The 14017-nt window shown below is 70.9% G+C and carries 8 protein-coding genes; 5 read left to right on the top strand and 3 right to left on the bottom strand.

The genetic code is table 11. The features are described from left to right. Nucleotides 1–41: 41 nt before the first annotated feature. The gene (locus ACZ5MJ_RS12780; protein WP_464219751.1) at nt 42–494 is read left to right on the top strand and encodes a hypothetical protein; all 453 of its coding nucleotides are present in this window, start codon (nt 42–44) and stop codon (nt 492–494) included. 144 nt (nt 495–638) lie between these two features. After that, nucleotides 639–2285 (top strand): MprA protease, GlyGly-CTERM protein-sorting domain-containing form, encoded by a 1647-nt coding sequence (mprA, locus tag ACZ5MJ_RS12785; RefSeq protein WP_464219753.1) that lies wholly within the window; start codon nt 639–641, stop codon nt 2283–2285. 17 nt (nt 2286–2302) lie between these two features. Here mprA and rrtA read toward each other — a convergent pair whose 3' ends face one another. Together rrtA and glnE are read right to left on the bottom strand one after the other, a co-directional pair. Continuing rightward, nucleotides 2303–2950, bottom strand: coding sequence for a rhombosortase (rrtA, locus tag ACZ5MJ_RS12790; protein ID WP_464219755.1), 648 nt, complete (start codon nt 2948–2950; stop codon nt 2303–2305). Beyond that, on the bottom strand, nt 2940–5810 hold the full coding sequence (gene glnE, locus ACZ5MJ_RS12795) for a bifunctional [glutamate--ammonia ligase]-adenylyl-L-tyrosine phosphorylase/[glutamate--ammonia-ligase] adenylyltransferase (RefSeq protein ID WP_464223714.1): 2871 nt from the start codon (nt 5808–5810) through the stop codon (nt 2940–2942). The genes rrtA and glnE overlap by 11 nt, the downstream gene beginning before the upstream one ends. Before the next feature lie 392 nt (nt 5811–6202). Between glnE and ACZ5MJ_RS12800 the strand changes: the two genes are divergently transcribed. The 3 genes from ACZ5MJ_RS12800 to tldD all read left to right on the top strand — a co-directional run bounded on the left by ACZ5MJ_RS12800 (nt 6203) and on the right by tldD (nt 12819). Beyond that, complete coding sequence (locus tag ACZ5MJ_RS12800) at nt 6203–10423, top strand: YhdP family protein (RefSeq protein ID WP_464219757.1); 4221 nt, start codon at nt 6203–6205, stop codon at nt 10421–10423. Between the two features lie 14 nt (nt 10424–10437). Next, the gene (locus tag ACZ5MJ_RS12805; protein WP_464219758.1) at nt 10438–11259 is read left to right on the top strand and encodes a carbon-nitrogen hydrolase family protein; all 822 of its coding nucleotides are present in this window, start codon (nt 10438–10440) and stop codon (nt 11257–11259) included. 99 nt (nt 11260–11358) lie between these two features. Continuing rightward, nucleotides 11359–12819, top strand: coding sequence for a metalloprotease TldD (gene tldD, locus ACZ5MJ_RS12810; protein ID WP_464219759.1), 1461 nt, complete (start codon nt 11359–11361; stop codon nt 12817–12819). 73 nt (nt 12820–12892) lie between these two features. Here tldD and ACZ5MJ_RS12815 read toward each other — a convergent pair whose 3' ends face one another. Further along, the gene (locus ACZ5MJ_RS12815) at nt 12893–13948 is read right to left on the bottom strand and encodes a class I SAM-dependent methyltransferase (RefSeq protein ID WP_464219760.1); all 1056 of its coding nucleotides are present in this window, start codon (nt 13946–13948) and stop codon (nt 12893–12895) included. Nucleotides 13949–14017 lie beyond the last annotated feature (69 nt).

The following is a 14017-nucleotide window of genomic DNA, read 5'->3' on the forward strand; positions in this document are numbered from 1 at the left end:
TCGCACCGCTCGCCCACCTATACACTGACAGGAGCCTAACCATGACCCGCCAAGCGCCGCCTGCCGGCTTCCGGTCCCGCCCGCGCGCCTCGCTGCGCGCCGTGCTGGCCATCGCCACCGCCGCATCGGCCGCACTGCTGGCGCTGTCCGCCTGCCAGGCCCAGCCCAGGGCCTCGGCCCCGCCGCCGGGCAGCATCAGCGATGACCGGGCCATCGGCGACATCATGGTCCGCTTCAAGCCGCCCGCGGTGAACCTGTCCGAAGACGCCGGCAAGCTGCTGGCCGAGATCAAGGGCCCGATCCGCTATGTGGTCAAGCGGCCGATGTCCGGCGGCGTGTGGCTGGTCACCGCGATCTCGGCGTCGGCGGACGCCACCATGCAGCAGGCGGTCGAGACCCTGCGCGCCACGCCGCGCATCGAGACCGCCGAACCGGACCGGCTGATCAAGCCCAGCCGCAATATCCCTACCAGCCGCGACATGCCGCAGAGCTGAGGCCAGGGTTGCACCAGTAAGCAAGCCCTGCATCAAGGACGGGGACCTTCGGTCACCCTTGCGCAACCCGGCTGGATCGTATTCGCTACATAAGATGTCCCGCGCCGCCCGAGCCAGGGCGCGCCACGCCCCAGGGAGGAGTACATGCCGCAATTCGCGCAGTCTGTCTTCTGTCGCAGCTTCGTGGCTCGCCGCTGGCGGGCAGTCGTCCTGGCCGCGGCCGCTGTGTGCGGCCTGGCACCGACCAGCGCGGCACTCGCTGCCGGTGCGCATGCCGCACCGGCCTATACCGGCCATATCATCGTGCGCTGGCGCGACGACACCACGGCCGCAGCCGATGGCAACGGGACCAGCAAGACCCCCGCTGCCGCCGATGCGCTCAAGCAACTGAGCGACCGCACCGGCATCGCCGTCACGGCGCGCCGGGCCATGGGCGGCAACCTGCAGCTGGTGCAGGTGCCCGACGATGTGGCGGCCGACCCGGAAGCGGCCGCGGCCCGGCTGCGCCAGGACCCGCACATCGCCGATGCCGTGCCCGACCGCTGGCTGAAGCTGCACGACACCCTGCCCAACGATCCCGAGTTCCAGGTCAACCAACCCTACCTGATGGGCACGGGCACCGCGGTGGGCGGCGTCAACCTGCCGCACGCGTGGGACCGCAGCCGAGGCAGCAGCGGCGTGGTGATCGCGGTCGTGGACACCGGCTACCTGCCCCACCCCGACCTGGCGGCACGGCTGCTGCCGGGCTACGACTTCATCAGCGACCCTACCATCTCCAATGACGGCGACGGGCGAGACAGCGACCCGACCGACGCCGGCGACAACGTCCCGGCCGGCTTCACCTGTCCCGGCAGTTCCACGCCCACAAAGACGGCCACCTACAACAGCTGGCATGGCACGCGCGTGGCGGGCGTGCTGGGCGCGCTGACCAATAACGGGCAGGACATCGCCGGCGTCGACTGGAACGCGCGCATCCTGCCGGTGCGCGTCTCGGGGCGCTGCGGCGCGCTGCTCTCCGATACCGTCGAGGGCATGCGCTGGGCCGGCGGCCTGTCGGTGCCAGGCGTGCCGGACAACCCGACGCCGGCGCGCGTGGTCAATATCAGCCTGGGCGGGGGCACCTGCAGCAGCATCGAACAGCAGGCCGTCAACGACCTGAATGCGCGCGGCGTGGTGGTGGTGGCCGCGGCGGGCAACAACAACACCAACAACCACCAGCCGGTGGAGGCGCCGGCCGATTGCGCCGGCGTGATCGCGGTCACCGCGCATGCCAATGACGGCGAGAATGCCAACTATGCCGATGTTGGCCCGCAGGTCACGCTCAGCGCGCCGGGCGGAGGGTGTGGTAGCTCGCGGTTTGTCAATGACCAGTGCACAGTTACGCCCTCGGTCATTCGCACCCTGAGCAACGATGGCAAGACTTCCCTTGGCAACTACTGGGTATCGTCGTCCGCGGGCACCAGCTTCGCCGCACCGATGGTCTCGGGCGTGGTGTCGATGATGTTCGCGGTCAACGGTGCGCTGACGCCGGCCCAGGTCACGGCAGCGCTGAAGGCTTCGGCGCGCCCGCATCCTGCAGGCACCTATTGCACCACCAATCCGGGCGTGTGCGGCGCCGGGCTGCTCGACGCCGACGGCGCATTGGTCGCAGCAGCGGCCACGCCGGCCGCGCCTGCACCGGCCTCGACCAGCGGAGGCGGCGGCGGTGGCGGCGGCACGGTGGCACCCTGGACCGCGCTGCTGCTGGCGCTGGCCGGCCTGCTCACCTTCGCGCTGCGGCGCCGCGCGTAGCGGCAAGCCGGGGCGGCTCAGGCGGCAGCGCCGTTGCTGCGCGCCGGCCGCCGCGCCAGCCACCACTCCTGCAACACCCAGCACAGCAGGCCGGCCACCGCGCCGGCCGCGTGCGCGGCGCGCACCACGCCGAAGCCCCAGGCCGGACTGAACACCACCGGCGCCAGCCACGACTGTTCCACCCAGACCTTGGCCAGCACGCCCAGACACAGCAGCACGCCAGTGGCGCGCGCCAGGCCCGGTGCCCGCAACAGCCCGAGCGCACCCCACAGCGCCAGCCCGTGCAAGGCGCCCGAGAGCCCGCCATACCAGGCGATCGCCGGCACGCGCAGCAGCACCACCTGCACCGCGATGCCGCATGCGACCAGCACCAGCAACAGGCTGCGCGCGCGCGCCGCGCGCGCGGAGATGGCCAGCACGCCGGTCGCGGCCAGCACATCGGCCAGCCAGTGATGCGCGTCCAGGTGCACCCACATGGCCGTGGCCAGGCGCCACCACTGCCCGTCCACCCGCACCGCATCGCGCAGGTACAGGCCGTGCGCGTGCCACCACGGCATGAAGGTGAAGCAGGCCGACAGCGCCCACACCAGCGCGATCGCCGCCAGCAGCCCCGGCCACGATGCCCCGGCGGGTGCCGACGGGCCTGCCGCGGCGTCAGTCCTCACCGAACACGGCCTGCCACAGCGCGCGTACCTGCGCGGTCTGCGCGGCCACCGACGCCGGCGCCACGCGCGCGTGGGCCTGGCCGTCGAGGCGCAGCTGGTGCTGGCGCGCGCGGAACAAGCGGTAGGCATCGCCCACCCCAAGCGCCAGCGCGGCATCGATCAGGCCCAGCTCGCCGGCTTCGCGCAGCAGCGCGATATTGCCGGCGTTGCGCGTCAGCTGCGGATGCGCGCGGCTGTGCAGGAGCACCAGGTACTGCACCGTGAATTCGATATCGACCATGCCGCCGCGATCGTGCTTCAGGTCGAACTGGTCAGTCGGATTGGGATGGCCTTCGGCGACCTTGTGGCGCATCTGCACGATCTCGCCGCGCAGCACGGCGGCGTCGCGCTCCTGGCACAGCACCTCGTCGCGCAGCGCCTCGAAGCGGTCGCCGATGGCGGCGTCGCCCGCGCAGAAGCGCGCGCGCGTCAGCGCCTGGTGTTCCCACACCCACGCGGTGTTGTCGCCTTCGCGCAGCTGGTAGCGGCGGAACGCATCGAAGCTGGTCACCAGCAGGCCGGCCGCGCCATTGGGACGCAGCCGCGTGTCGACGTCGAACAGCGCGCCGGCCGCGGTATGGCTGGTGAGCCAGGTGATCAGGCGGCGCGCATAGGCGGCGTAGACATCGGGCGCGCGCTCGTGGCCATCTTCGTACAGGAAGATGATGTCCAGGTCCGAGGCATAGCCCAGCTCCTTGCCGCCGAGCCGGCCGTAGGCGATCACCGCGAAGCGCGGGGTCTCGAGGTGGCGCGTGGCCAGCTGGCGCCAGACCGTCTCCAGGGTGGCCTCGAGCATGGCATCGGCCAGGTCCGACAGGCGGTCGGCCACCTGCTCCACCGTCAGCATGCCCTGCAGGTCCTGCAGCAGCACGCGGAAGGTCTCGACATGGTGCTCGCGCCGCAGGATGTCCATCTGCTGTTCGATCTGGCCTTCGGCGGCCAGCAGCCGCTCATGCAGCCGCTTGCGGAACGCGGCCCAGTCCGGCGCGCCGGCGAGCGCGTCGCTGTCGAGCAGTTCATCCAGCAGCTGCGGATGGCGCGTCAGGTAGGCCGCGGCCCAGCGCGAGGCATGCAGCGTCTGCGCGACGCGGTCCATCGCCTGCGGGTATTCGGACAACAGCGACAGATAGGACGCGCGGCGGCTGATCGCCTCCAGGAAATCGATAAAGCGCGCGATGGTGCTGTCGGCATCTTCCTGGCGCGCGGCCAGGTCCAGCGCGCGGTTCACCAGCTGGTCGAAGCGCGCGCGGCTGGATTCGGACAGCGCGCGATAGCGCAGCGACGAGGCGATCGCGCGCAGCCGGTCCAGCAGCCCGGTGCAGTCGGTGAAGCCGGCGGCCTGCAGCCGGTCGCACGGCGCGGCGCACTCGCCTTCTCTGTCGGCCTCGTCCTCCAGCGGGTTGTCCTGCGCGCGCGCGGCGTTGTCGTCCATGACGATGTCCGGCCACAAGGCCTCGCACGGCCCGGCATCCGGACTGGAGAAGGTGGCTTCGAACTGCTGCGCGACCGGGTCCTGCAGCGCCGCCAGCCGTGCCAGCAGCGCGGGCCAGTCGTCGCAGCCCATCATCCGGGCCACTGCCAGCTGCTCGTCGGGCGAGGTCGGCAGGTGGTGGGTCTGGGCATCGTCGCGGTATTGCAGCCGGTGTTCGAGCTGGCGCAGGAAGCGGTAGGCATCGCCCAGCTGTTCGGCCTGGCCGGCGGGCAGCAGGCCGCGCTCGACCGCCACCGCCAGTACTTCCAGCGTTGGCCGTATCCGCAGCGCCGGATCCTGGCCGCCACGGATCAGCTGGAACACCTGCGCCATGAATTCGATCTCGCGGATGCCGCCGCGCCCCAGCTTGATATTGAACGAGCGCTGGTTGACACCGTGCCCAGCCAGCCCGCCGCTGCGCTTGGCGGCCTCGCTGCGGATCTGCGCGTGCAGCGAGCGGATCGCGGCGATCACGCCGTAGTCCAGGTAGCGCCGGAACACGAACGGCGTGGTCAGCCGCGCCAGCAGGCTGGCGGTGCGCTGCGCATGCGGCGTGCCAAGCGCCGACACCACGCGGCCCTTGATCCAGGCATAGCGCTCCCACTCCCGGCCCTGCACCACCAGGTATTCCTCCAGCATGCCCAGGCTGCACGCCAGCGGGCCGGCGTCGCCGTTGGGGCGCAGCCGCATGTCGACGCGGAACACGTAGCCGTCGGCGGTCACCTCGGCCAGCAGGTTGATCAGCCGGCGGCCGAGGCGGATGAAGTACTCGTGGTTGGACAGGCTGCGCGAACCGCCCTGGGTCTCGCCGTCCTCGTCGTAGAGGAAGATCAGGTCGATATCGGACGAGACATTGAGCTCGCGTCCGCCCAGCTTGCCCATGCCCACCACCACCAGTTCCTGCACCTCGCCGCTCTGGGCACCGACCGGGCGGCCGAAGGTGGCGGCCAGGTCGTCGCCCAGCATCGCCAGGCCATGCTGGATCGCCAGCTCGGCCAGGTCGGTCATGGCGCCGGTGACCTCGCCCAGGGTCGCCAGGCCGCGCAGGTCGCGCTCGATCACCGCGCACATGACCTCGGCGCGCAGCCGGCGCAGGGTGCGCTTGGCGGCTTCCTCGGCATCGGCCGAAGGCTCGTGCAGCGCCTGCAGCCGGGCCTGCATCCAGTCGCGCGTGAGCGGCTGCGCCACCGCGGCGGCGAGGATGACGGGCAGGTCGGGCCGGGCCTGCAGCACGCGGCGCGCGTAGTGCGAGTACGCAGCCGAGTACAATACGTGGCCGCCTGCCTGGGCACCCTCGTCATCCGGCCGCAGACCCTGCGCCGCAGTGATGGCAAAGGCACCGGCGGCCATGCCGCCAGGGCCCTGCGCAGTCGCCGGATCCGGCCGGTTGGCCGGATCGGGGGTGGCGCGCGCGCCGTGTTGTTCAGCAGCGTCGCCAGCGGCGGAACTCGTCGGATCAGAGGCAGTCATTCCAGTATTTGAAATGCGAGAAAAGGTGCGGCCAGAGGTTCGCCCGATGCCAGCGCCCCGCTGCACGCGCAGCGGGCGCGCCATCGTCACCTGCGGTGCGCGCAGCTTGCGCGTTCTTGTTTCAGCCGGCCGGGCACCAGATTGGAGAGCGGCTAGTATTGTCGGATAATCTGCGCATGTCCAGCCGCGCCCCACAACCCGCTGACGGTTCTCCCCCCCATGGCGGCGCGGGTGGGCACGAGGCCGCCTCCACGCTGCCTGCCCCGCCCCCCATGAGCTCCCAGGGAATCGACGCCACCGGCGCCCCGCGCAAGCCTTCCGCCGCCGCGCGCGCGGGTGCGTTCGCGCGGGCCTGCGCCCGCGCCGTGGTAGCGGCCGTGCGCCACCCCTTCTGGCGCGGCCTTGGGCGCGCGCTGGTGCGCCTGGCGCTGGTGCTCGCCGCGCTGGCACTGGTGGCGGGCCTGCTGATCCGCTTTGTGCTGTGGCCGCAGGCTTCCACCGCGCGCCAGTGGCTGGAACAGCGCGGCTCGGTGGCGCTGTCGGCCAAGGTCAGCATTGGCTCGCTCGATACCTACTGGGACGGCTGGCACCCCGCCTTCCGCGCCCGCGGCCTGCGCGCCGTGGATGCACGGCAGCGCACGCTGGTTTCGGCCGCCACGCTCGACGGCAAGCTGGCGTGGCGCTCGCTGTTCAGCATGGACCTGCAGTTTGTCAGCCTGAGCGCGACCGGCACCGACATCCTGGTGCGCCGCACGCCCGAAGGCCAGTTGCTGGTCGGCGGCATGGTGGTCGATTCGACCGGCGGCCAGCAGGATGACGACCGTTTCCTGGGCTGGCTGATGTCGCAGGGACGCGTGGCGCTGGCGGACGGCAAGCTGCGCTGGCTGGACGAGAAGGCGCGCCTGCCCCAGCTCGACATCGGCGAGATCCGCCTCGACACCCGCCGCGCGGGCGCACGCCACACGCTCAAGCTGGAAGCGAGCTCGCCGGCACTGGGGCCGCGCCCGCTGGTGGTGCAGTCCGAATTCCGCAATGACTACCTGCACAGCGCCGGCAACTGGCGCTACTGGACCGGCCAGGCCAGCTGGGACCTCAGCCAGCTGCAGCTGCCTGTGTTGCAGCGCTACCTGGTGATGTTCGAGCGCGTCGCCAGCGGCACCTTCAGCACCGACGGCAGCATCGAGTTCCGCCAGGGGCGCATCGTGCGCAGCCAGACGCGGCTGCGCGCCAGCGGCGTCGACCTGTTGCTGGCCGGTGCCGCCGCGCCGCTGCGGCTGGCCAATGCGCAGGCCTTCCTGCTGCACCGGACCGAGCGCGACGGCAGCAACCTGCTGACCGTCGACACGCTGCTCTGGCAACCCCTGCAACCCCAGCAGCCCGCCCAGCCAGCCGACAGCGAAGTGCCCGCCGCCGACAGCACCTGGCGCGAAGGCATGCGCAAGGTCGCCATCGGCTGGGCCAACGCCAGGGATGGCAGCCTGCGCAAGTTCACGCTGAAGGCCCCGTCGCTGGACCTGAACACGGTGCGCGCGCTGGCCAGCTCGATGCCGCTGGACACCGCCGTGCTGCGCCGCCTGCGCGCGCTGCAGCCGGCCGGCCACCTCGACAACCTCAACGTCACCTGGAGCCGCGAGCGCGCCGGCATGCTCGAGCGCGGCGGCGGCAAGCCGCACTACAGCATCCAGGGCACGATGCGCAATGTCTCCGTCAACGGCCAGCCCGCGGTGCCGGCGCAGGATGCCGCCGGCCACCCGCAGCCAGGCACGCCCGGCTTCTCGCACCTGTCGGGCACCTTCGCCTTCGACGACCAGCAAGGCAATGCGCGCTTCGAGGGCAATGACGCGGCGCTGGTGCTGCCGGGGCTGTTCGAGGACCCGCGCCTGCCGTTCGACCAGATCGGCGGCGATGTGCGCTGGCAGCACAGCGGCGGCAAGCTCGTGGTCACCCTGGATGGCATCCGCTTTGCCAACGCCGACGCCGCCGGTTCGGTGCGCGGCACCTGGCGCGAAGGCGGCGACGGCACCTCCGGCATCGCCGACCTGGCCGGCGACATGACGCGCGCCAGGGTGGCGCGCGTGCCGCGCTACCTGCCGCTGAGCATCCCGGCCGGCACCCGGCATTACCTGGACGGCGCGCTCGCGGGCGGCGAGGCGGCCGGTGTCAGCTTCGTGCTGCGCGGCGACCTGGCGCACTTCCCCTTCCACGCGCCGCATGAAAAGGCGGGCGAGTTCCGGGTCGAGGTGCCGATCGAACACGTCAGCTACCAGATCGCCCCGCATGAGACCGCGGCCGGCGCCACGGGCGGCGCGCCGCTCTGGCCGGTATTTACCGATATCGCCGGACGCGTGGTGTTCGACCGCGGCGGCATGACCTTCCTGGCGCGCCGGGCCACGGTCCAGGACATCGCCGGCGTCACGCTGCAGGATGTCAGCGGCCGCATCGACGACCTCAGCCCGCGCGGCAAGCTGGTGATCGACGGCAGCGCCAGCGGGCCGGTGCAGGGCTTCCTGCGCTATATCGGCGCCTCGCCGGTGCGCGAATGGACCGCGCACGTGGCCGACGCGGCCCAGGCACGCGGCAACGGCGAACTCAAGCTCAAGCTCGACATGCCGCTGGAGCACGCCAACGCGGCCAAGGTCGATGGCCGCTTCCGCTTTCCCGGCAACGATGTCGTGCTCAGCCCGCAGCTGCCGCAGCTGGGCAACGCCAGCGGCGCCATCACCTTCAACGAGCGCGGCTTCGGGCTGGACAACATGCGTGCCCGCTTGCTCGGCGGCGAAGCGCGGCTGGGCGGCGGCACCCAGCCGGACGGCGCCACGCGCGTGACCGCCAGCGGCCAGGCCTCGGCCGCCGGGCTGCGCGAGGCCGCCGCAAACCCGGCGCTGGCGCAGCTGGCCGCGCGGCTCGAAGGCAGCACCGGCTACAACGCGGTGATCGCCACACGCGAGCACCAGCTGCAGGTGCAGGTCAGCTCCGAACTCAGCGGCATGGCCATCAACCTGCCCGCGCCGCTGGCCAAGGCCGCGGCACACGAACTGCCGTTGCGCGTGGACCTGCGCCCCGCCGGCAACCCGGCCCGCACCGGCACCAACGAACTGGTTGTGCAGCTGGGCAATGCGCTGAACGCGCGCTACCTGCTGCGCCGGGACGGCGGCGGCAATGGCATCGAGGTGCTTGCCGGCGGCATTGGCGTGCAACAGGCGGCACCGCTGCCGGCAGCCGGCGTCAGCGCCGCGGCCACCTTCGACGAGCTCGATGTCGATGCCTGGCGCGCGGCTTTCTCCAGCAGTGCTGCCGACAGTGCCGCCGCCGGCACCAGCGCCGGCGATGCGCCCTCCCCGTTCATGCCCAGCCGCATCGCGCTGCGCGCGCGCACGCTGCACGGCATGGGCCGCACGCTGGACGAGGTCACCCTGGACGCCAGCCGCGAAGCCGACGGCTGGAGCGCGAAGGTCGACTCGCGCCAGGTGGCCGGCGCGATGCAATGGCGCCCGGCCGGGCCGTCGGCCACCGGTTCGCTGCGGCTGCGGCTGGCGCGCCTGAATGTGCCCGATGCCAACGACGAGCACAACGTGGTCGATGCGCTCGCCGGCGGCATCGACGAGCTGCCCGCGATCGACCTGGTGGCCGACCAGTTCATGCTGCGCGGGCACGACTTCGGCAAGCTGGAGGTCAAGGCACATACCGGTACCAGCGGCGCCGACCCGGTCTGGACGCTGGACAAGCTGCAGATCGAGCAGCCCGGCGCCACCCTGACCGGCAGCGGCAGCTGGCGCGTGCCGCGCCGCCTGCGCGCCGACGGCAATGCCGAGCGCCGCACCATGCTGTCGTTCGCCATCGACGTACGCGACGCCGGCGCCACGCTCGACCGGCTCGGGCTGGCGCATACGCTGAGCGACGGCAAGGGCAAGCTGGAAGGCCGCGTGGCGTGGCGTGGCTCGCCGGTGTCGATCGACTACCCGACCCTGTCGGGCAAGCTGTCGCTGGACCTGGAGAACGGACAGATCCTGAGCGTGGATCCCGGCGCCGCGCGCCTGCTGGGCGTGCTCAGCCTGCAGGGCCTGCTGCGCTTTGCCACGCTGGACTTCCGCACCCTGTCGGGCCGCGGGCTGCTGTTCGACCGCATTACCGGCACCGGCACCATCGAGAATGGCGTGGGCACGATCCAGGATTTCAATCTCAAGAGCCCGCAGATCACCGCCAGCATGAGCGGCACCGCCAACCTGCTGCGCGAGACGCAGGACCTGCGCGTGGAGGTGGTGCCGCGCATCAATGCCACTTCCACCTCGATCGCCGCGGCCTTTATCAACCCGGCACTGGGCATCGGCACGCTCGCCGCCCAGCTGCTGTTCGCCGACGAGTTCTCCAAGATGTTCACCCAGCGCTACCGCATCGCCGGCACCTGGGCCAACCCGCAGGTCGGCAAACTGGAGGACAATAAGGCGCCAGCCCCGACCCTCCAGAACCGTGCGGATCCCGCCTTCCCGCGCTGAGGAAAACAACGCCCATGACCGCCCCCGCCCCGTTCCGCGTTGCCGCCGTCCAGACCGTGACCGGCACCTCGCTCGACGCCAATCTCGCGCGCGCCGATGCGCTGATCGCCGAGGCCGCCGCCGGCGGCGCGCAGCTGGTGCTGCTGCCCGAATACTTCTGCATGATGGGCCGCTCCGAATCGGACAAGGTGGCCGTGCGCGAACACGACGGCGACGGTCCGGTGCAGCAGTTCCTGGCCGATGCGGCGCGCCGCCACGGCATCTGGCTGGTCGGCGGCACGCTGCCAATGTGGTGCGACGACCCGGCGCGGGTGTACAACACCTCGCTCGCCTTCGACCCGCGCGGCGAGCGCGTGGCGCGCTACGACAAGATCCACCTGTTCGGCTTCACCCGCGGCTCCGAAAGCTACGACGAGTCGCGCACTATCCTGGCCGGCCGCACGCCCGTGAGCTTCGATGCGCCGTGCGGCCGCGTGGCGATGTCGGTGTGCTACGACCTGCGCTTTCCGGAGCTGTACCGGGGCCTGGCCGCGGACGGCGGCACCAGCTTGATTCTGATGCCGGCCGCCTTCACTTACACCACGGGGCAGGCGCACTGGGAGATCCTGCTGCGCGCCCGCGCCATCGAGAATCAATGCTATGTGCTGGCGGCGGCACAGGGCGGCAAGCACGAGAATGGCCGGCGCACCTGGGGCCATTCGATGCTGGTCGACCCGTGGGGCGAAGTGCTGGCGATGCTGCCTGAAGGCGAAGGCGTGGTCGGTGGCGTCATCGACCCTGCCCGCCTGGACGAAGTCCGGCAGAACCTGCCGGCATTGCGGCACCGGGTGCTGTAGCATGTACGCAAACGCGGGGGCCGCTACCGGCGCCCGCCCAGAGAATTGATTGCCGCGCCGGCCGCAAGCCGGCGCGCCCCCAGCAAGAAAGGACATCTCATGAACGCCGGCGATCTCGGAATCCGCAACCTGGCCACCGCGCAGCAACTGCTGCTGGCACCGTACGGCCTGGACGAGGCCAAGCTCCAGCGCGTGCTGGCCGATATCTTCACGCACAAGGTCGACTACGCCGACCTGTACTTCCAGTACACCCGCAACGAGGCGTGGAGCCTGGAAGAAGGCATCGTCAAGTCGGGCAGCTTCAGCATCGACCAGGGCGTGGGCGTGCGCGCCGTCTCGGGCGACCGCACCGCCTTCGCCTATTCGGACGACATCAGCCTGGCGGCACTGTCACAGGCCGCGGCGGCCACGCGCACCATCGGCCGTGCCGGCAGCGGCCGCGTCAAGGTGGCCGGCGAGCTGGCCACGCATGCCGGACGCAACCTGTACACGCCCAACGACCCGCTCGATTCCATGAGCGCGGCCGAGAAGGTCGCGCTGCTGGAGCGCGTCGAGCGCATGGCACGCGCCAAGGATCCGCGCGTGGTGCAGGTGATGGCAGGCCTGGCCGGCGAGTACGATGTGGTGCTGGTCGCGCGCAGCGACGGCGTGATCGCCGCCGACGTGCGTCCGCTGGTGCGGGTCTCGGTCACGGTGATCGCCGAACAGGGCGGGCGCCGCGAGATCGGCTCGTCTGGCGGCGGCGGCCGCTATGCCTACGGCTACTTCACCGACGAGCTGCTGCAGAAGTATGTGGATGAAGCCGTCTCGTCGGCGCTGGTCAACCTGGACGCGCGCCCGGCGCCGGCCGGCGCGATGACCGTGGTACTGGGCCCGGGCTGGCCCGGCGTGCTGCTGCACGAGGCCGTCGGCCACGGCCTGGAGGGCGACTTCAACCGCAAGGGCTCGTCGGCCTTTGCCGGCCGCATGGGCGAACGCGTCGCGGCCAGGGGCGTGACCGTGGTCGACGACGGCACGCTGGCCAACCGCCGCGGCTCGCTCAACCTGGACGACGAAGGCAACCCGACCCAGTGCACCACGCTGATCGAGGACGGCATCCTGCGCGGCTATATCCAGGACACGCTGAACGCGCGCCTGATGAAGATGCCGGTCACCGGCAACGCCCGCCGCGAAAGCTATGCCGCGCTGCCGATGCCGCGCATGACCAACACCTACATGCTCAATGGCGACAAGGACCCGCAGGAGATCCTCGCCAGCGTCAAGCGCGGCCTGTATGCGGTCAACTTCGGCGGCGGCCAGGTGGACATCACCAACGGCAAGTTCGTGTTCTCGGCCAGCGAAGCCTACATGATCGAGGACGGCAAGATCACCTACCCGGTCAAGGGCGCGACGCTGGTGGGCAACGGCCCGGAATCGCTCAAGGACGTGACCATGATCGGCAACGACATGCGCCTCGACTCGGGCGTGGGCGTGTGCGGCAAGGAAGGCCAGAGTGTGCCGGTGGGCGTGGGCCAGCCGACGCTGCGCATCGAGAATATGACGGTGGGCGGCACTGCCTGAGCGGTCCGGCGCTAACGCAGACGGACGCAGACGGGACCCCGCGGGGTCCCGTTTTCTTTGGACCGGCCGGCTGTTACGGCCGCACCTCGTACACCAGGTTGAACGGCGTCTGCGCCGCGCGGCGGAAGCTGCGGAAGCCGGCCCGCTCCGCCACCCCGCGCATGCGCGCCTCGCCCGCCTGCGCGCCCAGGCACAAGCCGACTTCCTGCGAGCGCGACGCCGGCGTGCAGATGAAGGTGGACGCGGAGTAGAACACCCGGCCCACCGGAGTCAGGTTCTGCTCCAGCGTGTCGTTGGCGAACGGCTCCACGATCATCCACGCGCCATCGGCGCGCAGGGTCTCACGCACGTGGCGCGCAGCGCCGACCGGGTCGCCCATGTCGTGCAGGCAGTCGAACACCGCTACCAGGTCATAGTCCTTGCCGCCATAGTCCTTGGCGCTGGCCACTTCGAAGCGCACGCGCTCGGCCACGCCGGCGCGACGCGCGGCTTCAGTGGCATGGCGCACCGAAGGCTCGTGGTAGTCAAAGCCGATAAAGCGCGATGCCGGAAACGCCTGCGCCATGATGATGGTCGAGGCCCCATGGCCGCAGCCCACGTCCGCCACCGTCGCGCCGGCCCTGAGCCGCGCCTCCATGCCGTCCAGCGCGGGAATCCATTCGGAAACGAGGTGCGCCGAGTAGCCGGGCCGGAAGAAGCGCTCGGTGCCGTGGAACAGCGCGGGATCATGCTCGTGCCAGCCCAGCCCGCGGCCGTTGCGAAAGATATCGATCATCTTCGGGATGGCGCGGAACTGCGCCACCGCGATCTGGAACGCGCCGGGGATGAATGCCAGGCTGCCCTCCTGCGCCAGCGCATAGGCCTGCTCCTCGTTCAGGCTGAACTGGCCGGATGCCGGGTCATAGTCGACGTAGCCGCTGGCCGCCTGGGCCGACAGCCATTCGCGCAGGTAGCGTTCGTCGGTATGGGTCTTTGCCGCCAGCACTTCAGCGGTCATTGCCTTTTCCGCCAGGGCCTTGTACAGGCCGAGTTCATCGCCGACGACCACGGTCGCGGCATGCATCACCGCGCCGATATCGTTGACGAATTTTTCCATGAAGGCATTCAGCCTCGCTTCATCGACGCTCATGATGCACCTCCCCGTGCGCACTGCTCCCCGGTTTCAATATAGCCCCCGGCAATCGCCGAGAAAGCCGAA

Source organism: Cupriavidus sp. LA-1 (assembly GCF_055385985.1).

Bases quoted from the DNA above. Each gene is read 5' to 3' on its own strand.
- ACZ5MJ_RS12780 (WP_464219751.1), top strand. From the start codon at position 42: ATGACCCGCCAAGCGCCGCCTGCCGGCTTCCGGTCCCGCCCGCGCGCC.
- mprA (WP_464219753.1), top strand. From the start codon at position 639: ATGCCGCAATTCGCGCAGTCTGTCTTCTGTCGCAGCTTCGTGGCTCGC.
- glnE (WP_464223714.1), bottom strand. From the start codon at position 5,810: ATGGCCGCCGGTGCCTTTGCCATCACTGCGGCGCAGGGTCTGCGGCCG.
- ACZ5MJ_RS12800 (WP_464219757.1), top strand. From the start codon at position 6,203: ATGAGCTCCCAGGGAATCGACGCCACCGGCGCCCCGCGCAAGCCTTCC.
- ACZ5MJ_RS12805 (WP_464219758.1), top strand. From the start codon at position 10,438: ATGACCGCCCCCGCCCCGTTCCGCGTTGCCGCCGTCCAGACCGTGACC.
- tldD (WP_464219759.1), top strand. From the start codon at position 11,359: ATGAACGCCGGCGATCTCGGAATCCGCAACCTGGCCACCGCGCAGCAA.
- ACZ5MJ_RS12815 (WP_464219760.1), bottom strand. From the start codon at position 13,948: ATGAGCGTCGATGAAGCGAGGCTGAATGCCTTCATGGAAAAATTCGTC.